The following is a 20,821-nucleotide window of genomic DNA, read 5'->3' as shown; positions in this document are numbered from 1 at the left end:
GCAAGTGCGCCGCGGCGAAACACATGCAGAGAGAACTTCAATGCAGAACTATTTTGAAAGCCCTTTCAGGGGCATTACGCTCGACAAGCAGATAACCAACCCCAACATCGTTGTTGGTCGCTACAGCTATTATTCCGGTTATTATCACGGTCACAGTTTCGATGATTGTGCCCGGTATCTTCTGCCGGATGAAGGTGCCGACAGGCTGATCATTGGTAACTTCTGCTCAATTGGATCAGGTGCTTCCTTTATCATGGCTGGTAATCAGGGTCACAGAAACGACTGGATCAGCACCTTTCCATTCTACTGGATGTCGGAGGTGCCGGCATTCGTAGGCGCGCAGAACGGTTACAAACCGGCCGGTGATACCGTCATCGGCAATGATGTGTGGATCGGTTCCGAGGCCGTTATCATGCCGGGTGTCAAAGTCGGGGATGGTGCGGTGATCGGTACACGCGCGCTGGTAACCCGTGATGTCGAGCCTTACGCAATCGTCGGCGGTAATCCAGCCCGTAACATTCGTCTGCGTTTCGATGAGCGTCTGATTGCTATGTTGCTGGAAATGCAGTGGTGGAACTGGCCCGATGAACAATTGCATCAGGTGATGCCTTTGCTGACCAGTGGCGACATCGAAACGCTTTATGAGCATTGGCAGGCGGGAATCAACGTCGTTTGACCTTGATTGCTCACCTCAGGGCGGCCGGAGCGTCGCGCAAACGGCCGCCTTGGGACCTGTCGTGACCTGACAAAATGCGTTAACAGTTTTGGGATTATCGCTTGCAACCGCTTATCAAATCACATAAAGATATCTTTATGTCTTGATTGGGTCTTGGCGAGGCGTGTTGTGCAGTTTGAATTGAACAATCTTGTGGATTTGTTGAAGGCGGCAGGTGAGCCGACGCGGTTGCGTCTGCTGGCTTTGTTGTCGGCTGGCGATCTGACTGTAACCGATCTTACCGAAATTCTCGGTCAATCCCAACCACGTGTGTCCCGACATCTGAAGCTTTTGACGGAAGAAGATCTAATCGACCGTTATCAGGAAGGTGCATGGGCTTATTTCCGTCTGAAACAGGATGGAAACGCCGCTTCGCTGGTTCGTCAGTTGCTGGACGCAACTGCCAAGGATGATGCCGTTTTACTGCGTGATAGCGAGCGTCTAGCCGATGTGAAGCGGGTCCGCTCTGAGCGCGCGCAGGATTATTTCAGCCGCAACGCGGCCGCCTGGGACGAATTGCGCAAGCTGCATGTCAGCGACGAATTGATCGAAGAGCAACTTCTTGGCCTGATTGGTACGACGCCGATCGACTCGATGCTGGATCTTGGCACGGGCACCGGCCGTATCCTGCAGTTGCTCAGCGGTGTCTACCGCCGTGCGATTGGCGTGGATGCCAGCCGTGACATGCTTGCCGTGGCGCGGTCCAATCTCGACAAGTCGGGCATTAGCAATGCGTCCGTCCGGCACGGCGATATTTTCAACCTGCCGCTTGAAGGTCAGGATTTCGATCTGATCGTTATCCATCAGGTTTTGCATTTCCTGGATGAGCCTGACCGGGCCATTGCCGAAGCTGCGCGTTTGTTGCGTCCCGGTGGCCGTCTGGTCATCATCGATCTGGCACCGCATTCATTTGATTATCTGCGGGAAGACCATGCCCATGTGCGGCTCGGATTTTCTCACCAAACGCTTGAGGACTGGCTGAAGAAGTCTGAACTCGAGCTTCTTAAGGCGGTTGATCTGCGCTCCGGCAAAGCCGGCAGCCAGTCACTGGATGTTACAATCTGGATTGCAAAGGACCAACGTTTGCTGATTGCAAACGAGGCAGCAGCATCCACTCCGTTTGTTGCCTCGGGGAGGGCATGACAATGGCCACGACAGAACAAAATCGCGCCAATGGCCATATTCATCTGTCCTTTGAGTTCTTTCCGCCGAAATCGCCGGAAATGGACAAACAATTGTGGGAAACCGTGGCCGAGCTTTCGCGCTGGAACCCGGACTTCGTGTCGGTGACCTATGGCGCTGGTGGCACGACCAAGGCACCGACGCTTGAGGCTGTGCGACGGATGATCGGCGATGCCAAGCTGCATACGGCAGCGCATCTGACCTGCGTTGATGCCAGCCGGGAGGACGTGCATAAGGTTGTGGACGAATTTCGTGCTGCCGGTGTACGCCATTTCGTGGCGCTGCGTGGTGATCCGTCAACCGGTATCGGCACGGCATATAAGCCGCACCCGGACGGTTATGCCAATGCATCGGAACTGGTGAAGGGGCTGCGCGAGATCAGCGATTTCGAAATCTCTGTGTCCGCCTATCCGGAAAAACACCCTGAGAGCACCGACGAAGCGGCTGACATCGACATGCTGAAGCGCAAGTTCGACAATGGCGCAACGCGTGCCCTGACGCAGTTCTTTTTCGATAACGACGTCTATGAGCGTTACATGGAGCGTGTAACGGCTGCTGGCATCACCATTCCCGTAGTGCCGGGCATCATGCCGATCCAGAACCTGACGCAGCTTAAGCGTTTTGCTGGCCGTTGCGGCACAAGCGTACCTTCATTCCTGGATACTCGCTTTGAAGGTCTGGATGACAACCCGACAGACCGTGCCAAGGTGGCCGCCGACGTGGCCGCTGAGCAGATCGAGGATTTGCAGCGACGCGGCTTCAGCGAATTTCACCTTTACACCATGAACCGTGCGCCACTGGTCAATGCTGTTTTGGAAAATCTTGGCCTGTCGCGTGAAAGACGCTCGGCAGCCTGAACCGACTTAAATTCTTACAAATATGGAAAAAGCGCAGATCCTCCCGAATCTGCGCTTTTAAATTTTTTTAAGTCATCAACTGTTTTGGATGCTTGATCGAGCCTTGAAGTCCTCGTCAGATAAAAAGCATTGCTCCGACGAACACAAACGCCATACCGACTACCAAGGCATTAAGAGAGTTCGTGAGTCCCATGGTCTGCCTCCTTCTGTTGACTGGAGGATAATATGACCGTTTTGTGTCGCTTGAAAAGCGTATTTTATGCCGCAGCGCAGTGCATTTGTTCAGTTTTTAGGAATGAATTTCCTCAATCCATTGAAAATCAAATAATATTTCAATATTAGAAATTAATTGTTTTGTTGAGAAAAAGTAAATCCAGGCCGCTTATCCCCAGTCGTTTTGTCGAGATTAGGACATAATCCTTAAGCGGGATGGTAAATGCGGCCCCAGATTCGAACAGGGGCCGCTTGGTTCAATCGGTGCCAAATGCGTCAGTTTCGCCTTAAAGCGCGTCGAGAAGCTCGCGGGTAGGCCAACCATCGGCTGCCATACCAAGACGCTTCTGCTCGCGCTGGACGGCAACACGGGTCCCTGAACCGAGAATGCCGTCGATCTTGCCAACGTCATGGGTCATGTTATCGAGCTTGGTTTGCAGCTCGCGCATCGCCGCGTCATCCAGGCCCTGATCGGGGTTACCCTTGTTGTAAACAGGAGCGCCCATCAGACGTGTGGCGAAATAGGCCGCAGACGTCGTGTAGATGAAGGACTGGTTCCACTCCAGATAGACATTGAAGTTGGGGTAGGTGATGAAGGTTGGGCCTTTGCGACCCTGTGGCAGCACCAGTGCGGCCGGCAGGTTTGCGAAATTCTTGTTGCCATCACGCGGGGTCACGCCGAGCGCAAACCACTCGCCAGCCGTCAACGGACCACCGAGACCGGATTTCTCCCAAGGCAGGTTTTCTGGAACACTGACTTCCTGAATCCATGGCTGGCCCTTGCGGAAGCCAAGGCTCTGGATGAACTTCGCGGCAGTCAGGATGGCGTCGGCAGCGCTGGTCTTGACGTTGATGTGGTTGTCGCCGTCACCATCGACACCAAAGGCGATAATGTCCTTAGGTAGCATCTGGACCTGGCCGATTTCGCCAGCCCATGCACCGGTGTTGGTGGCAGGGTCGAGATCGCCATGCTGCACCATCTCAATTAGGGCAAGCAGCTGCGGACGGAACAGTTCCGGACGGCGGCAGTCATGCGACAGGGTCACAAGTGCGTTGCGGGTGTTGAAATCACCTTGAACGGCACCAAAATCGGTTTCCATGGCCCAGAAGGCAGCGATGACGCCAGCTGGAACACCAAATTCCTGCTCGGCGCGCTGGAAGGTGCTGGACAGCTGCTGGATCTTCTTGCGGCCAATATCAAGGCGAGCCTGGCTGACGGTGCGCTGCGAGAACTCAAGGAAGGTCTGTTTGAAAACGCCCTGGGCGCGGTCTCTCGACAGAACCTTCGGGTCAATCTCCGCGCCTGCCAGAGCCTTGTCGATGGCGTCAGCCGGGATGCCCTTTGCCAATGCGTCTGTTTTTACACCCTGCAGGAAGGCTGAAAGATCACCGCCGCAAGCTGCGGCCTGTGCGGGTGCCTGTGTTGTTGTCTGCGCCTGCGCAAAAACAGTACCGGAATTCAGAAGGCAGGTGGCAGCGACGAGAACCGCGCTGCGGACGGATGGCATGAACATCGTGTGGTTCCTTGGTAATGAAGTTTTCCTGCTTTCGACAAGCTTTGTGACGAAAGCATGAGGCCTGGTATAAAAACACCCCAAAACCGGGCTGAACACCCGGTTTGATGGCTGCTTCGTTAACGAAGGCCTTTCAGCATTACTTGCTAGCGGTTGTAACCCAGCTTTTCCAGTTCTTTTCGCTGCCCGAGAACACGTTGATATCCGTCGGTCCGGTCACGCCGGGCACAACGCCGGTTGCGGTATATTGCCAGAACGCCCAGCGGCGATCCTCATAGATCTTGGCTGGATGAGCAGCCACCGAGCGAACCCAGAAATGGTAGTCCTTGAACTGGCCAACCAGATTGTCACGATGGAAGTCCACCGAGGTGTAGATGATCGGACGTTTGCCGTAGTGTTTCTCGAGACGGTCGAGGAAACGCTGCATCTCGGCGCGCACGACCATCGGGGCAGGGCGCGTCTTGCAGGTCGGGGAAGACGGGTTCCACTCGACATCAAGAACCGGCGGCAGGGTTACGGCTTCCTTCGGCACGTTCTGGATGAACCAGTCGGCCTGCGCATCCGCCGTCGAGCAGAAATAGTAGAAATGGTAGGGTGCATGCAGAATGTCCGCTTTCGCGGCGAGGCGCCAGTGGTCATTGAATTTCGGGTCGATGCGGTCGGAACCTTCGGTGGCCTTGATAAAGACGAAGGAGACGCCTGACTTGCGCACTTGCTGCCAATCGACATCGCCGTTCCACTTGGACACATCGATGCCATGGATATCATGGCGGTGCGGATTGTTGACGCCGAAGTCCTGCGGATCGGTGTCCTGAAAACGTGGTTTGGCAACGGATGCCGTTTCCAGCAGGTCATAGCTGGCGGAAGTGCAGCCACTGACCAGCATCAATGTGGTAAGAACCACCGGTAAAAGCCGTCGCCCCATGTCTGTCTCGTCTAAAAAAGGAATATTACCCCACACCACCTCGGTTTCGAAGCAGTTCGGATATTCTTAATTCAGCATATCGTGGTAAACAACCGGTTATGACAAGGGGCAAAACACTGTTTTGCTTGGTATTTAAGCAAGGCTTGCAGCGAGATGTCATCATCCCCGGTTTTTAACCGAGGATGATGCTGGATGTGAGGGGGCGTTTATGCCGTTTATCCCTGCTGGACTTTGGTAATCACCGCCCGCCAGGCGTAGCCACCGCCAATGGTTTCAAAGCGCAAGGTGGCGTTATGCTGTGCAAGGCGCTGCTCGAGAACGTGTCGCAGATCAGCTCTCGGCGTGACATGGAAGCGGGTAAGCCACCCCCGCAACAGGCGCCTGAACAGCAATGGCAGTTTTTCCTGCTGGCCGAAATCGATGATGTGCAGGCTGCCGTCCGGTGCCAGTGCAGACAATGACGCATCGATTGCGCCGTGCCAGTCGGGGATCATCGACAGCGCATAGGAAATCATGATCCGGTCGAAACCGCCGTCCTGTTCGAAATCTGCAGCGTCAAAGGCCGTGGCATCGGCCACTTTGAAAACCGGTTTTGTCGATTCCGATCTGAAGTTTGCGGCAGCTGTTTCAAGCATTTGTGCAGAAATATCCAGACCGAACAAACGGGCGGCAGGAAACGTCTTGCGGGTCAGCAGCAGATTGCGACCTGTGCCGCAACCGACTTCCAGCATGGTGCCGTCGGCTGGGATATTCAGCCCCGCAATGGTGCCATCGCGTCCCAGCAGGTAATATTTGCGGGTCAGGTCGTAAATGTACCGCTGGTAGCGGTACATATCATCCATCAGGCCGGCATGGTCATTGCTATCAAGGGACTGAAAGCCTTTGCTTTGACCACTCATGCCGTGGTCTTTTCGTAGATGTGGAAGCCGCCGTAAATTGCCGAACGATCCTTGCGGTTCAGTTCGTGCGACCGTTCTTCCAGATAGACCCAATTGTTGCGGACTTCCGGTGACAGGCGGCCTTCGATGACGCTTTTTTCCGCAGCGGTACGGAAGATGACGCGTGCGCCCTGGGCAGCGGTGCGGGTCATCTGGCTCCACAGATCGTTGAGCTGTGTGTCGTTCATCCAGTCCTGCGCATCCAAGAGCACGTAGCGGTCAAGGCTGGCGGCCTGTTTGCCAGCCAAAAGCTCCGTGAAGGTTGCGTGGTGTACTGAAACCTTGAGCGCGTTGTTACGAATGGCTTCGTAATATTCCGGCTTCAGGTAGGCTGGCAGATCGCCTTCATGCGGCTCTGGATACCGGCGAGCAAATGCCTGCCAGGCGAAGTAATTATCCTTCAAGGGGAAGTCGCAGGCCAGCTTTTCAAGGCGAGCACGCAGAACCGGGGTAATGGTGTTGCCATCCGAGAGGCTTGCCAGTTCGTCATACTGACGTGGCGGAATGCCAAGGCCAAACAGCGAGCTTTTGCGTTTGGTGAGCCATCGGATCATTGGCTTGTCAAACAGCGGTGCTACCTTCTCATCAAAGAAGCGGCGCTGCTCATCCATGGTGCGGGCGTGGGTCATCTCGGTCAATTTGACGCCGTGCAGGCGGGCAATGACGTGACCTGCGCCGATGAAGCGGCCGAGCAAGCCGGTGCGGTAGATATTGCGATTGAACACCGAAATGCGGCGACGGCCGGTCATCGTGCGCTTCGACCAATAAGCGCGGGTCTGATGGTCGAGGTGAGGGGCGATGAAGCGGTCATAGCCTTCACTGTTGCTGCGGATGTTGGACTGGCCGAACTGGCGAACAACATCTCCGTGGCCGGGCAGGTGATGGAAAGCGGTCAGCTTAAGCTTGTTGAGGGCGATGTGATGCGGATTGAGATCGACGACATCAATGCTTTCAGGATTACGCGAGAGATATGCCAGTACATTGCAGCCACCGGAACCGATGGTGACAATGCGGTGCCCGTCCCGCAATTCCATGGCTTCCATGTCGACTTCCGGATCTTCCCATATTTGCGGGTAAACCAGACCGGAAAACAGCACGCCGAACAGACGCTCGGAAAAGCCATCCGTAGAAAGTGTCTTGTGCTGGAGAAGGGCATTCTTCAGCTTTCCATTGTTACGAAAGCTGGTTTTGTGTGTGGCGCTCGTCATATGATTCCACCTCTACATTGGGTTAGAGGCGTTTATCTCTGATACGCTACAGTTTGATGACGTGCTGTGGATAGCGCCTATTTGCGCAGGACGTGCAACATGCCCTTACGCTTGGCATCGTAGTAGTAACCACGTGCATAAAGACGTACGGCATTGTCACGGTCGTTGTCAGCCACCAGCCATGCGCCGCGCAGATATTTGACGGCATATTTCAGGTTGGTCTCTGCATCGAACAGACCGGACGCAGGGCCATCAAAGCCCATGGAACGGGCGGTGGCGTGTTTGATCTGCATGAGGCCGTAATGTCCACGGTTGAAGGCAGACGGAACGTAACGGCTTTCGCGTTGTACGACACGGTGCACCAGATCTTCCGGCACATCATACATCTGCGAGTATTTGGAAATCAGCGTGCTGAGCTTTTCGCGTCCGACAGGAGAAGTTTCCATGCCTTCGCGGGTGTTGATGGCAGCGATGGCCGAGTTCTGCGGGGCGGAGGCATACGCCATCATCACGCCCTGCGGTTTTTGAGAGGGAACAGCTGTCTGCGCGGAAATGGCGGCCTGAGCGGCCTTGCCATCGTCAAACGGCTGCATGGCCATTGAAATGCGCATTGCTGCAGATTCGGATTGTTTGCTTGGGAACGAACCCTTTACGGCGGCGACCTGTGTGAAAGTGGCCGTATTGCCTGCTGTGGCAACGGTGTTTGCGGCTGCAGCAGGTGTGGCCTGTGCGGTTGTTGCCTGCTGTGCTGCCGGAGTGTTTGCCTGCGCCACCATTTGTGCTTCTACCTGGCCATCGGTCGGCGCTTGGGCGGCAGCTGCGGCAATTGCTGCGGCTGGTGGAAGAACGAGTTTGCCGGCAGCATCAACGGCGACGCTTGCTGTCGCGGGTGGCGCTGCGGCCTGTGCAGCAACTTCTGTGCCTGCAACTACAGTTGCGGCGGCCGGTGCCGTGCCATCTGCAGCAGGCGCTGTCGTTGCCTGCGCCTGCAAGGTCGGCTGGGTGGTTTCAAGCTGCGGCTTGGAAGCAATTTCGACGCTGGTGCAACCTGCCAAAGTGGCTGCGATACCAAAAGTGGTCGATATCAGGAGCGCCGTTCTCCGGCTTGCACTCAGGCGTTTTGTCATGTTGCCGCTCTCGTTTTGCCTGTCTTTCGACGCCCTCGTCGCGAACGAAGCAGGCCACTACATGTGACGTCCATTAACCTATTGTGAACCGGGCGGCAAGCAGGCCTGCAACGTCAGGCGGCAATGCGGCGGTATCCTGCTGTTACGGCGCGACCGCTGATGAAGTAGCTACGACGTTGATAAGGCTTGCGTTTCTGGTTGCTCATCTGCCGCGCAAGTGACAGGCTCTTTTCGGCAAAAACAGCGTGTCCGAGGGCCAGAACAAGCGACATCAGAAGGGCCAGCGCCTGCATTTCTGCCAGCAAGGTAATGTTGTCTGCACCTGCTGTCACGAACTGCGGCAACAAGGCCAGAAAGACAGCGATGAAACGTGGTGTCAGCGCCAGGCAATAACAGTCGGTGAAAACGCCGCTGGCTGTCTTGAAAGGAAGGTTGTCATTGTCGGCCTTGGCAAGCCGCACAGCCGGGCTGGCAAACACCCACAGCATGAACAGCAACAGCCAGCCGATGCCTGCCCATTGCACGATTTCCAGCAGGGATGCGGAGAGATAGGCAAAACCGAGCGTCGGCACCGCGGCGGCCGTCATGGCGGTTACAATGCCAATCGATGCGCCTGTAATGGCCGGGAAAATGGTTTTTTTGCCTCTGATGGCACGATAGGATGCTACCCGGTGTGAAAGCGGCGAGGGAAGTGAAAACAAAATGGCGCAAGCTGCGGCAAATGTGATCCATAGCTCGGCGTTCATCATTTCGGCTCCCTTTCCTCCCAAAGCGCAACGGATCAGCAGATAGGCCGGGCGCGCCTTAAGTCTTTCTTATCGCATGTTCTTATCTCAAAACCGCTACACAGTTTTGTGTGCCATGCTTTAATTTAGCAAGATCAGAAGCATGATGCCATGCTCCTGACGTCTTGCAAGGGAATTTACCCTGAAAAAGCATCGGGTCGTCAATCAAAAAGAAATTTTCCTGACAAGCCGATGCATAAATTCAAATGGTTAGGGCACCTGCAGGTTGCACTGCGTCCTTATGCGTCATGCTGACACAGCCTTCTGGCCGATGTGATCCATCACATCGGTGAACCATTTTGCCGAGATATCGAAGTGCTTTCCACCCTTGATGCGTGGGAATTCGATGGTGCGCAGCTTGCCACCCTGTTCCTCGTCATGGCCGGTAACACCGGACACCTTGTTGAGCGCGCTTTCGACAGCAAGATCGACCATGCTCTGGATCAGGCGCAGGTCATCCTGATTGGCCGGGGCCGAGCGGGCGTAATAACCAGACTTCTGAACCATCGAGCGTTCCGCGCCGATCAGCGATGCAAACTGCTTCTGGAACCAGCCGCCGACATTGATGGTGTCGATCTTGACGTGGCCAAAGGCGTCGCGCTTGACGCTTTCGCCAGCGGCTTCGCGTTCGGCAACGATGGCGTCGAGGCCGGCACCTTCCGACACGAACAGCGTGACATAACCTGATTTGTCCATGATGGCGCGCAGACGCTCAGATTCTGCCTCCAGGTCGAACGCCATTTCCGGCAGGAAAAGGCCGTCGATGTTCTTCATCGCGGCATTCATCATGAAACCGTCGACATATTCATTGGCGCTGGTTTTCTGAATGTAGGAACGGGCGGTTGCGGCCGTCAGCCAACCGCAGTGGCGGCCCATGACTTCATGGATCACCAGCGTGCGAGGTGCGGCACTCTGTTCGTTGCTGACATTGTCAAAGAAGTTTGCGCCGACTTCGGCGGCTGTCCATGCGCCAAGCGACTGCTTGATTGGAACGACGTCATTGTCGACCGTCTTTGGAAGGCCAACCACAGTAAGGTTGTAACCGTTGGCGCCAAGATAGGCTGCGAGATCGGCAGCGGTGGTGTTGGTGTCATCTCCACCAATGGTGTGGAGGATGGTGACGCCGTCATTGGCCAGGCGCTCAGCCGCAACGCGCAACGGGTTTTCGCCTTCCTTGACGAGGCCGCGCTTCACACAGTCGGCAGCATTGGTCAGCTTGACGCGGCTGTTGCCGATTGGCGAGCCGCCATAACGGTGCAGCAGGTGTGCCTTTTCGCGCATGTCCTTGTTGATTTCGATACGGTCACCCAGAAGAACGCCCTGATAACCGGAACGGTAGGCCACGATGTCGAGCTCCGGTGCGATGTCCGTGTATCTGCCAATCAGGCCGCCAACAGCGGAAGAGAGGCAGGGAGCAAGTCCACCGGCGGTCAGCATTGCGACTTTCTGTTTGGCCATAACGGCACTCCTTTTAGGTCATGAAAATCTGGTCTGTGGGCAAATGGATGCGACAGCAGGCAGCGGCTGTAAAGTGAATTTATCAAGAAAAACGGGTGTTTCGCCCGGTTTTTGGAGGCGATTGCGGCCAAGGGTAAATATAATCGTTTCAATTGATGACGGTGATGTGGCGCCATTTGGCGGGCTGTGGATAACCTTGTCTGTGCTGCGTCCCGTGGCAGGTTGTGCGTGTGTGCCAGTTTCGATCATCAGTTTCATCGCGACCAAAGATGAATAAAACTTAATACTGGCAGAGTGCCGTACACCTTGATTTTTCGGGCATTATCTGGTGAATCTGGATTATGATTATAGATTTCGCCTGTCTGCAACTTTCATCTCTGTGGGAACGGCTGCTCGGTGCAATCGGCGACGTGGCGGGAAATACGCTCGGTCGCGTGGTGGAAGCCATCCGCACGCTGTTCGAGGGCGACCCGGAAACCCGTCGTAAAGTATCATTTTCTGTGGCGATCATCGCGCTCTCTGCCAAGATGGCCAAGGCTGATGGTGTCGTCAACGATGCCGAGGTGAACGCCTTCAGGCAGATTTTCGATTTTCCGGAAGAAGAAGCGCAAAACGTTGCCCGTCTTTATAATCTCGCCCGTCAGGACGTGGCCGGTTATGAAGCATATGCCGAGCGTCTGGCTGGCCTTTGTGGGTCGGGGCAGGACAATTGCCAGATGCTGGAAAGCGTCATCGACGGTCTTTTCCATATCGCCAAGGCGGATGGTCTGATCCATGAGCGCGAACTGGCATTCCTTGGCCGTATCGCGGAAATCTTCCACATTACCGAAGACCATTTCGAAACGATCATGGCCCGCCACGTTCATCTCGATGGTCGTGACCCTTACCGGGTACTTGGTGTTTCGCGCTCTGACGCATTTACTGAGATCCGCAAGCGTTACCGCAGTCTGGTGGCAGAACACCATCCGGACCGTTTGATTGCCCGTGGCGTGCCGATGGAGTTGCATGCCGCTGCCAATGAACGTATGGCTGCACTCAATGCCGCTTATGCGGCGATTGAGAAAGAACGCCGCGCTGCATGACTGCTTTTACACCGGATTACATGGGTGCATCCGTCGCACCTTCGCCTAACCATGGCGAGCGGGTAGATAACTGTCCGCCTGATATGATCATTCTTCATTACACGGGTATGCCAAGCGCAGATGGTGCTCTGTCATGGCTGTGCAATCCGGAAAGCGAAGTCTCCAGCCACTACTTTGTCCACGAAGACGGGCGTGTGGTGCAGCTTGTGCCAGAGGCGCGCCGTGCATGGCATGCCGGCAAAAGTTTCTGGGCTGGTGCCACCGATATCAATTCACGCTCCATCGGCATTGAAATTGCCAATCCTGGCCACACCGGCGGCTTGCCCGCATTTCCTGCCGAACAGATCAAAGCGGTTTTCGAATTGTGCAGAGATTGTGGCGAGCGCTGGTCTATCGCGCCTGAAAGGGTGTTGGCGCACTCTGATATCGCGCCGGTTCGCAAGGTTGACCCAGGCGAAAACTTCCCCTGGAAAGTCCTGCATGAAAACGGGGTCGGGCACTGGGTGGAGCCGGGTGCGGTAACTGGCGGACGCTTTTTCCAGCGCGGTGATGCTGGCCAACCGGTCGAGGCCCTGCAATCCATGCTGTCCTTCTACGGATACAATGTTGAAATTACAGGGTCTTTCTGTGAAAAAACAGAAGGTGTCGTTGCTGCATTCCAGCGCCATTTTCGTCCGCTGCGGGTGGATGGTATCGCCGATTTCTCGACAATCGACACGCTGCACAGGCTTTTAACAGAACTTCCAAAATACCGCTCTGTTTAAGTTTTTTTCAGTTGTTTTGTTCCTGAATTGGCGGCTTTGAAGATCAGTTTTTCCGAGTTGCCACAGTATATCCTTAATAGGCTGTTTAAACGTCACCATTGAACTGCGGTGGGACGCTCATTTAAGCAACTGTCGTGAATATCAACAAGTAAGACTTTTTTAGCCGGAGTATCCGTGATGGACTCCGCAAGGTGAGTTGTTGCGCTGTGGCGCCATTCCCGTCTTACGTCTGGAGAATTTTTCTAAATATGAAAAGAGTTGTTGTTGCCGGTGCAGCATGTATTGCCATGCTCGTTGCACAGGGTGGATCTGCGTTTGCCCGTGATGAGAAGGTGAAAACCAAAACCGTTACACTTGAAACCATGATCCGTAAGCCCGGTTATCCAATGCCGGAAAAGGCGGTTCCTTCGGCTCTTACCAATTCTTACTCTCCGATCATCGTCAAATACGCCAAGAAATATGGTGTGCCTGTTGGTCTTGCTCATGCTGTTGTCAGCGTCGAGAGCAAGTTCAATCCAAAGGCCCGCGGCAGTGCCGGTGAAGTTGGACTGATGCAGATTAAGCCGGCAACAGCGCGTATGCTTGGTTATCGCGGTACGGCAAAGGGCCTTTATGACCCTGAGACCAATATCCGCTGGGGTATGGAATATCTTGCGCGGGCACATCAGCTTGGCGGCGGCCAGACCTGCGGCACCATTTTGCGTTACAATGCAGGCCATGGCGCAAAACGCATGAACCCGGTTTCCAAGCGTTACTGTGGTAAGGTGCAGGCACTTCTGGAAGGCTGATTGTCCTTTCACGTTCGTGTCAATCAAACGGTTGTGTTCTTGCCGTTTGAGTTCACCTGTCTTGTACACATCATGTGTTGACAGGCGGACTGCCGGTCATGGTAGCTCTGTTTCCGGAATATGGAGCAGAATGCAGTGACGGACTTTAAATACATAATCATAGGTGCGGGCATGATGGGCGCAGCCGCAGCCCGCCACCTTTCTCAAGTGACCGATGGCATTGCGCTGATTGGTCCTGAAGAACCGGCAAACCGTAAAAACCATTCCGGTGTGTTTGCCAGCCATTATGATGAAGCCCGTATCACGCGCGGTTTCGATGGCGACCCGATTTGGGGAACGCTCGCGGTCCGATCTCTTGCCCGGTATTCCGAAATCGAAGTGGCCAGCGGTATTTCCTTCTACAGTGAAGTCGGCTGCCTGTTCTCGGGCGAAGAACCAATCTCCGATACCGATTATGTGCGTCGTGCATTTGCCACAGCTTCGATGCTTGATCTTGATATTGAGACGGTCAAGCCGGACGCTATGCCGGCGCGTTTTCCGATGTTTACGCTGCCGCCAGCTCAAAACGGATATTTCGAAGCGCAGAATGCCGGTTATGTGAACCCGCGCGCCTTGGTGAAGGCGCAGGTGACTGTCGCGCAAAAGCAGGGTGTTTCGGTGCTGCGGGACACGGCAATCCGCGTCAATGACATGTCTTCGCATGTGCTGGTCGAAACGGCCGATGGCAACAGCTATACGGCAGAAAAGGTGCTAGTGGCGGCCGGTGGTTTTACCAATATGGCCGATATCTTGCCGCGCCCGGTCGACATGGCGGCGACTGGCCGAACCATCGTGTTCTTTGAGCTTGATGAGGCAAAACAGGCGCTGTTCAAGAATATGCCGTCCACCATCGTGCTGGCCGATAATGACGACGATATCGTCTATATCCTGCCGCCGGTGCGCTACCCGGATGGCAAGGTCTATCTGAAGATCGGCGGCGAGGGGGAAAAGAGCGCGATTTCTTCGCTCAGTGATGCAGTCTCCTGGTTTCAGTCGGACGGAAATCTTGCAGAGGTCGACTATCTGACCAAACGTGCGCTTTCGTTGATGCCTAATCTTGCTGGTGCGCCGGTCACATCCGGCTCCTGCGTCGCATCGATTACCAAAACCGGATATCCCTATATCGGTTACACGGAGGCACCCAATATCGCGGCGCTGACGGGTGGCAATTTTGTTGCGGCAAAATCCTCAGATGAAATTGGCAGGCTCGGTGCGCAGTTGTTATTTGACGGAGCGCTGCAGGAGCGTGAATTCGCCGCGGCAATGGCGCCGGTTTTCGTCTGACTTTGATTCAGCGGATCGCTAGAACGTATTGATCCTGAATCCAAAAAGCGCGACGCATATTTAAAATAATTAGGGAACAGCATGTCAGCACATTTCAAGCATATCGTCATTGGTCGCGGCATGATGGGGTCTGCCGCTGCCAAATATCTGGCACGGCAGACCGACGGCGTTGCGGTGATTGGTCCCGATGAGCCTCAGGACGCCAAGACCCATCAGGGCGTGTTTGCCAGTCACTATGATGAAGCGCGCATAACCCGTACCATTGATCCCGATGCCGATTGGGCGTTGATGGCAAATCGCTCCATCGCCCGTTACGGTGACATTGCACGGGAAAGCGGTGTTGAATTTTACGCCCCTGTTGGATGCCTCGTCGTTGGTCCGAAGCGTGGCGGCAGCAATCCATTTATCCAGAATATCTGCAATGCCGCTGCCAAATTGAATGTCGAAACGCAGCTGTTGAGCAATGATGTCCTCGCAAAGGACTTTTCCTATTTCGCCTTTGAAGCGGGTTGCGAGGGGGTGTTTGAGGCCCAAAATGCCGGATACGTCAATCCTCGCGCGCTGGTGAAGGCGCAGAGCGCTCTGGCGGAAAAGGCTGGCGCTACCGTTTTGCGCGAAGTGGCTGTTTCTGTTCGTGACGAAGGCGGTGTTGCGGTGGTGACAACGGCCGAAGGCAATGAATACCGCGCTGATAATGTGCTGGTGGCGGCCGGTGGGTTCTCGATCATGGAAGGTCTGCTGCCACAGCCTGTTAAGCTCAACGTCTACAAAAGAACGGTGACGTTTTTTGAAATTCCCGAAGACGAACTGGATGCTTATTCCGGCATGCCATCGCTGATTTATGAGCCGAGCGATCCGTCAAAGCACATCTATATGTTACCGCCGGTGCGTTATCCCGACGGCAAGGTTTACCTCAAAATAGGCGGTGACCCTGACGATAAGCTGGTTTCCGGTGATGCCGACATGCGTGAGTGGTTCCGTTCTGGCGGGCGACAGGTTGCGCAGGATCATCTGACGGCAATTGTTGCGAGCCTTGTGCCATCGGTTGATTTGTCACGTGTTTCAACAGGTGCCTGCGTGGTGTCGAAAACGCCGGGTGGGTATCCGGCAATCGGCTTTACGTCGTCCCCCCGAATTGCCGTGCTGACGGGTGGGTGTGGAACAGCCGCCAAGAGCTCGGACGAGATCGGGCGGCTGGGTGCGACCTTGGTCCGTGAGGGGCAGATTGATGATGCTGCCTATGTCACGGACTTTAAACCCGCCTTTGCAACGATGTGATGCTAACCGGCGATCTCAAGTGATTGCCGGTTTTACCGTCTTTCCTGTTTTTCACTGTGGCTTTCCTGCTGAAAGCCGTTTAAGGAGCCGATGCCAGTTGGCCGGGCAGCCGCGCTTTACCAATGTCGAAAGACGGTAAGGTGAGGAAAGTCCGGGCTCCACGGAAACACGGTGCCGGATAACGTCCGGCGGGGGCGACCCCAGGGAAAGTGCCACAGAGAGCAAACCGCCACGCATGCGTGGTAAGGGTGAAAGGGTGGGGTAAGAGCCCACCGCGCGACTGGTAACAGAAGCGGCAAGGTAAACCCCACCGGGAGCAAGACCGAATAGGGATGACGCGGGGCGCGCAAGCGCCTACAGCCGGTTTTCGGGCCAGTCATCCGGGTGGGTTGCGAGAGGCGGTGTGCAAACATCGTCCCAGATGAATGGCTGCCACGTTCCGGGTCAAACCGGGGCCATACAAAACCCGGCTTATAGGCCAACTGGCGATTTTCCTCCTGATGAGGGCCGTTGCGGATTTGATTCCGCTTTTCCTGTTATTGCGCTGAAATGTATGAATAAATCGTGGTTTATGGCTCGATTTTGTGCGCCGTTTCGGTTGTGCTTTCGTAAGCCGCATAAACCATTCATTAAACTTAACGGTCTATGAATATACGATGCGGAAGACGGTATTGTGCTGGCTTCTCCCATTGACGCCCATAGTGTCCCATGGTATCCCAAATGCACATCGCAAAGGGTCGTGTTTCTGGCCCACAATCGCTGAAATCTTCGGAAGGCCTCCTTGGGGCTGCTGTGGAACATGCTGTTCTAACGGCTGGCGTGTTGTCGTGTGTATCGGTGTGGCCTGCGGGGCGGTTGGTCCGTCTTTCGGGTGGTGTTTTAAACGAGACGGGCAATGAACCGCTTTCTGTCGAACGTCACGAACAAGATCGATACAAAGGGACGGGTCTCCGTTCCCTCGGCATTTCGTTCCGTTCTGGCCGTGCGCGGTGTTCAAGAATTGTATTGTCTGCAGGATTTCGCGTTTCCGGCGATCAGTGTCGGTGGGCCGGATTTGTTGGATCGTTACGAACGGCAAATCTCGGTGATGGATGCTTTTTCGCCAGAGGCCAACATGATGTCGTTGCTGGTTCACGGCGGCGGCGTTTTTATGAAGCTCGATTCCGAAGGGCGGCTTATGGTGACGGATTTCATCCGGGAGTTTACCGGGATTTCCTCCGAAGTCACATTTGTCGGTCGAGCAGACCATTTTCAGCTTTGGCAACCGGATGCTTTTCAGGAAGCGCAGGTGGCCGCAAGATCCGGGCGCAGTTTTGCGGTAACGCGTCCGGTTTGATACGGGGAAACAAGATGACAGTGAATTCCGACGAAGGCATTGATGATGCCGGTGGCGAAACCGTTCGTCATATTCCTGTTTTGTTGAAGGAAGTGCTGGTCGCTCTCGATCCGCAACCCGGCAAGATTATTCTCGATGGTACATTCGGGGCAGGCGGCTACACCCAAGCGATTATCGACCAAGGGGCAGAGGTGATCGCACTGGATCGCGATCCGAATGCCATTGCTGCCGGTCAGGCGAAGGTTGCTGCCAATGGCGGACGCCTCACTCTTATTCAGTCACGGTTTTCCGACCTTGCTCACCATGCTCCGGAAGGTGGTCTTGACGGCGTGGTTCTGGATATCGGCGTGTCTTCCATGCAGATCGATGAGGCCGACCGTGGTTTCTCCTTTCAGAAAAACGGCCCACTCGACATGCGTATGTCATCGTCAGGCGTATCAGCTGCCGACGTGGTCAATCGCTGCAAGCCAGGTGATCTGGCGCGTATCTTCGGTTTTCTCGGAGAGGAAAAGCAGGCGGGTCGCATTGCGCGCGCCATTGAAAAGAAGCGTGCGGAAGAACCTTTCCGCACCACGCGCGATCTGGCCGGGCTGATTGAAATCGTCACGCCGCGCAAGGCCAAGGACAAGATCCATCCTGCCACGCGGGTGTTTCAGGCGCTGCGTGTATTCGTCAATGATGAGTTGGGCGAACTGGCCTCGGCGCTGTTTGCTGCCGAACGGGCGTTGAAACCCGGTGGTCGACTGGTGGTGGTGACGTTCCATTCGCTGGAAGACCGTATCGTCAAGAAGTTCTTTGCCGATCGTTCCGGTCGTGCTTCCGGCTCCCGTCACATGCCGATGGTTGAAGAGAAGTCTCCAATATTTGATGCGCTGGGCAAGCCGATGGTTGCAGCCACCGAAGAAGAAGCCGCATTGAACCCACGTGCCCGTTCCGCAAAGCTGCGAGCCGGTGTGCGCACCGCAGCCAAGGCGCCAAAGGCGGATGTCTCGATATTCGAGTTGCCCGATCTGGCCAGCCTCGAAAAACTGGGAGGCTGACATGCTGCGTACTTTTGATCTCGTTCTGGTCGGCGTCATGATTTCCGCAGCGGTCGTTACCTATACGATCAAACATCGTGCGGATGAAAAACTGGCCGAGGTTCGCAAGCTCGAAACCGAAATCAAGCTGGAGAAGGACACGATTGACCTTCTGCGCGCTGACTGGGCCTTGCTGACGCAGCCAAATCGTCTGCACCGCCTCGTGACGGTTTATGGTGACGAGTTGAAGCTGGTTCCGACATTGTCGACCCAGCTTGCACAGCCGAGTGAACTGCCGATGTTGCGCTCGCAGTTGCCGCAGCCGCCAGAGCCGGAAGGCATGAGTGTCGAGGATGCGATTGCCTCGGCGACTGCCGGCTCCAACGATACCAAACTTGCTTCGCGTGGCGCGACAACCGGCGGGCTGGCCTCGAAGGGCATTCCCGTTCCGCAGCCGCGTGCTTCCGTACTTGGTGTAGATACAACGACAACAGGATCGGTGAACCGCTGATGTCATTTCTTTCCCGTATCATGGTTCACAAAAGCCGGGCACATTACTCCGTATCAACTGGAGGTGTGACCGATCATGCAGCCTTTGAAGGCGCACGCAAAAAACGGGCAGGGCAGGCCAAAAGCCGCGTTGGTATCATCGCGCTGAGCTTTACGGCCTTTTATTGTGTTATCGGTGGACGTCTGGTGCAGTACGGCATGGAAAAGCCGGAAATCGTCTCCAGCATTGCACCAGCCGACCGGCTGATGGCATCGCGTCCTGACCTTTTGGACCGTAACGGCGAAGTGCTAGCAACCGACATCAGGACCGTTTCGCTGTTTGCCGAACCGCACCGTATTGTTGATGTCGATGAAGCCATTGAAAAGCTGAGAACGGTTCTGCCTGATCTCGATGCGCGCGGCACCTATCAGAAGCTATCTTCTAATTCGCGCTTCCAGTGGCTGCGCCGTCAGCTGACCCCAAAGCAGCAGAGCCAGATTTTGGCACTCGGTATTCCCGGCATCGGTTTCCGTCCTGAAAAGCGCCGCTTCTATCCGGGTGGAGCAACGGCCTCGCACATTGTCGGACACGTCAATATCGACAACCGTGGTGTTGCCGGCATGGAGCGTTACGTCGACAGCCTGGGTCTGGCTGATCTGACAGCGCTTGGCATGACGACCGACCAGCCGCTTGAGCCGGTCAAACTGTCCATCGATTTGCGCGTCCAGGCAATCCTGCGCGAAGTCATTTACAGCTGGATCGCAAAAACCGAAGCAATTGGTGCCGGTGCCGTGGTGCTGGATGTCCATACCGGCGAAGTTCTCGGCATGGCATCCGCCCCGGATTATGATCCGAACAATCCGGCTGAAGGCGCCAAGGAAGGTTGGCTGAACCGCATGTCGAACGGTACGTTCGAAATGGGTTCGACATTTAAATCCTTCACTACAGCCATGGCGCTGGACACCGGCAAGGTGCGGATTACCGACAGCTTTGATGCGTCGGCGCCGATCCGTATCGGTGGCTTCACCATCAAGGACTTCCACGGCAAGGGACGTGTTCTCTCGGTACCTGAGATTTTCCAGTATTCGTCCAACATCGGCACGGCCAAGATGGCTGACGTTGTGGGTATTCAGGGCCATAAGGACTTCCTGACCAAGCTTGGTCTGTTGACGCGTATGAAGACGGAATTGCCTGAGGTGGCGATGCCAACCCAGCCGCGTGAATGGAAGAAGATCAATTCGATCACGATTTCCTTTGGTCACGGTGTGTCGACAACGCCGTTGCAGACGGCGGTTGCCGGTGCAGCACTGGTCAATGGTGGCAAGCTGATCGAGCCGACATTCCTGCCAAGAAGCCGCGCCGATGCCGATGCTGTGGCAACACAGGTCATTCAGCCATCGACCAGCAAGGACATGCGCTTCCTGTTTGACTGGAATGGCACGAAGGGTTCCGGCCGCAATGCGCGTGTCGACGGTTTTGACGTGGGCGGTAAGACCGGCACGGCCGACAAGGTCGTCAACGGCCGTTACGCGCATGACAAGAACTTCAACGCGTTCCTTGCGGCATTCCCGATCAGCGATCCGCAATATGTGGTGCTGACATTTATTGATGAACCAAGGACAGACAAGGGCAACGGGGCGGCGCTTGCCGGTAACACTGCGGCACCAATGGTCAAAGAGATTATCAGCCGTTCTGCAGCCATACTCGGTGTGAAACCAAAGTTCGGTGAGGATGGCTCGGCCTTGCTCGTGTCTTATTGATTGTTAGAGCTTACTATAAACCGACGATTCGAGTCGGGGGACAAGACGGAAAACAGTCG

General features: G+C 55.3%; 19 protein-coding genes and 1 other RNA gene. 13 read left to right on the top strand and 7 right to left on the bottom strand.

Going from position 1 to position 20,821, the window contains the following annotated elements; translation table 11 throughout:
• Nucleotides 1–40 precede the first annotated feature (40 nt).
• The 3 genes from catB (at nucleotide 41) to metF (ending at nucleotide 2,754) form a co-directional block, all read left to right on the top strand.
• On the top strand, nucleotides 41–676 hold the full coding sequence (gene catB, locus PYL13_RS13190; protein WP_275641636.1) for a type B chloramphenicol O-acetyltransferase: 636 nt from the start codon (nucleotides 41–43) through the stop codon (nucleotides 674–676).
• Nucleotides 677–844: 168 nt separating this feature from the next.
• Complete coding sequence (locus tag PYL13_RS13185) at nucleotides 845–1,858, top strand: ArsR/SmtB family transcription factor (protein WP_192488493.1); 1,014 nt, start codon at nucleotides 845–847, stop codon at nucleotides 1,856–1,858.
• Between the two features lie 2 nt (nucleotides 1,859–1,860).
• A complete protein-coding gene (gene metF / locus PYL13_RS13180) occupies nucleotides 1,861–2,754 on the top strand; it encodes a methylenetetrahydrofolate reductase [NAD(P)H] (protein WP_192488494.1) in 894 nt (297 codons plus the stop codon).
• A 500-nt stretch (nucleotides 2,755–3,254) separates the two neighbouring features.
• On the opposite strand, the gene PYL13_RS13175 is transcribed toward metF, so the two are convergent.
• From PYL13_RS13175 to PYL13_RS13145, 7 genes are all read right to left on the bottom strand, one after another.
• Nucleotides 3,255–4,481: a lytic murein transglycosylase gene (locus PYL13_RS13175; RefSeq protein ID WP_441296640.1), complete on the bottom strand. Its 1,227-nt coding sequence runs from the start codon at nucleotides 4,479–4,481 to the stop codon at nucleotides 3,255–3,257.
• 139 nt (nucleotides 4,482–4,620) lie between these two features.
• The gene (locus PYL13_RS13170; protein ID WP_275641635.1) at nucleotides 4,621–5,406 is read right to left on the bottom strand and encodes a glycoside hydrolase family 25 protein; all 786 of its coding nucleotides are present in this window, start codon (nucleotides 5,404–5,406) and stop codon (nucleotides 4,621–4,623) included.
• 215 nt (nucleotides 5,407–5,621) lie between these two features.
• Nucleotides 5,622–6,305 carry a class I SAM-dependent methyltransferase gene (locus tag PYL13_RS13165; RefSeq protein ID WP_275641634.1) on the bottom strand — a complete coding sequence of 228 codons (684 nt, stop codon included), beginning with the start codon at nucleotides 6,303–6,305 and terminating at the stop codon, nucleotides 5,622–5,624.
• Entirely contained in the window at nucleotides 6,302–7,552 is a 1,251-nt protein-coding gene (locus tag PYL13_RS13160; protein WP_275641633.1) for a DUF3419 family protein, read from the bottom strand. Before PYL13_RS13160 ends, PYL13_RS13165 begins: the two co-directional genes overlap by 4 nt.
• A gap of 77 nt (nucleotides 7,553–7,629) precedes the next feature.
• Nucleotides 7,630–8,679, bottom strand: a complete 1,050-nt coding sequence (locus tag PYL13_RS13155; RefSeq protein ID WP_275641632.1) for a lytic transglycosylase domain-containing protein — start codon at nucleotides 8,677–8,679, stop codon at nucleotides 7,630–7,632.
• Nucleotides 8,680–8,792: 113 nt separating this feature from the next.
• Nucleotides 8,793–9,428, bottom strand: coding sequence for a LysE family translocator (locus PYL13_RS13150; RefSeq protein ID WP_250981887.1), 636 nt, complete (start codon nucleotides 9,426–9,428; stop codon nucleotides 8,793–8,795).
• Nucleotides 9,429–9,710: 282 nt separating this feature from the next.
• A complete protein-coding gene (locus PYL13_RS13145) occupies nucleotides 9,711–10,922 on the bottom strand; it encodes a pyrophosphate--fructose-6-phosphate 1-phosphotransferase (RefSeq protein ID WP_275641631.1) in 1,212 nt (403 codons plus the stop codon).
• 341 nt (nucleotides 10,923–11,263) lie between these two features.
• Between PYL13_RS13145 and PYL13_RS13140 the strand changes: the two genes are divergently transcribed.
• From PYL13_RS13140 to PYL13_RS13095, 10 genes are all read left to right on the top strand, one after another.
• Complete coding sequence (locus PYL13_RS13140) at nucleotides 11,264–12,004, top strand: J domain-containing protein (RefSeq protein ID WP_250982385.1); 741 nt, start codon at nucleotides 11,264–11,266, stop codon at nucleotides 12,002–12,004.
• A complete protein-coding gene (locus PYL13_RS13135; protein WP_250981886.1) occupies nucleotides 12,001–12,768 on the top strand; it encodes an N-acetylmuramoyl-L-alanine amidase in 768 nt (255 codons plus the stop codon). The genes PYL13_RS13140 and PYL13_RS13135 overlap by 4 nt, the downstream gene beginning before the upstream one ends.
• A gap of 248 nt (nucleotides 12,769–13,016) precedes the next feature.
• Nucleotides 13,017–13,556: a lytic transglycosylase domain-containing protein gene (locus tag PYL13_RS13130; RefSeq protein ID WP_192488501.1), complete on the top strand. Its 540-nt coding sequence runs from the start codon at nucleotides 13,017–13,019 to the stop codon at nucleotides 13,554–13,556.
• 135 nt (nucleotides 13,557–13,691) lie between these two features.
• Nucleotides 13,692–14,879 (top strand): NAD(P)/FAD-dependent oxidoreductase, encoded by a 1,188-nt coding sequence (locus tag PYL13_RS13125; RefSeq protein ID WP_275641630.1) that lies wholly within the window; start codon nucleotides 13,692–13,694, stop codon nucleotides 14,877–14,879.
• An 81-nt stretch (nucleotides 14,880–14,960) separates the two neighbouring features.
• Nucleotides 14,961–16,157: an FAD-dependent oxidoreductase gene (locus tag PYL13_RS13120; protein ID WP_275641629.1), complete on the top strand. Its 1,197-nt coding sequence runs from the start codon at nucleotides 14,961–14,963 to the stop codon at nucleotides 16,155–16,157.
• Between the two features lie 93 nt (nucleotides 16,158–16,250).
• An RNA gene (rnpB, locus tag PYL13_RS13115) (RNase P RNA component class A) lies at nucleotides 16,251–16,647 on the top strand.
• Between the two features lie 405 nt (nucleotides 16,648–17,052).
• Nucleotides 17,053–17,493 (top strand): division/cell wall cluster transcriptional repressor MraZ, encoded by a 441-nt coding sequence (gene mraZ / locus PYL13_RS13110; RefSeq protein ID WP_275641628.1) that lies wholly within the window; start codon nucleotides 17,053–17,055, stop codon nucleotides 17,491–17,493.
• A 14-nt stretch (nucleotides 17,494–17,507) separates the two neighbouring features.
• On the top strand, nucleotides 17,508–18,533 hold the full coding sequence (rsmH, locus tag PYL13_RS13105; RefSeq protein ID WP_259144196.1) for a 16S rRNA (cytosine(1402)-N(4))-methyltransferase RsmH: 1,026 nt from the start codon (nucleotides 17,508–17,510) through the stop codon (nucleotides 18,531–18,533).
• Nucleotide 18,534: 1 nt separating this feature from the next.
• A complete protein-coding gene (gene ftsL / locus PYL13_RS13100) occupies nucleotides 18,535–19,023 on the top strand; it encodes a cell division protein FtsL (protein WP_192488506.1) in 489 nt (162 codons plus the stop codon).
• Nucleotides 19,023–20,762, top strand: a complete 1,740-nt coding sequence (locus tag PYL13_RS13095; protein ID WP_275641627.1) for a peptidoglycan D,D-transpeptidase FtsI family protein — start codon at nucleotides 19,023–19,025, stop codon at nucleotides 20,760–20,762. The genes ftsL and PYL13_RS13095 overlap by 1 nt, the downstream gene beginning before the upstream one ends.
• The last annotated feature ends 59 nt before the right edge of the window (nucleotides 20,763–20,821 follow it).

The organism is Agrobacterium sp. Azo12 (assembly GCF_029193765.2).
Lineage (GTDB): Bacteria > Pseudomonadota > Alphaproteobacteria > Rhizobiales > Rhizobiaceae > Agrobacterium.
The sequence above is the reverse complement of the archived record's forward strand: the minus strand, read 5'-3'. Positions and strand labels throughout refer to the sequence as shown.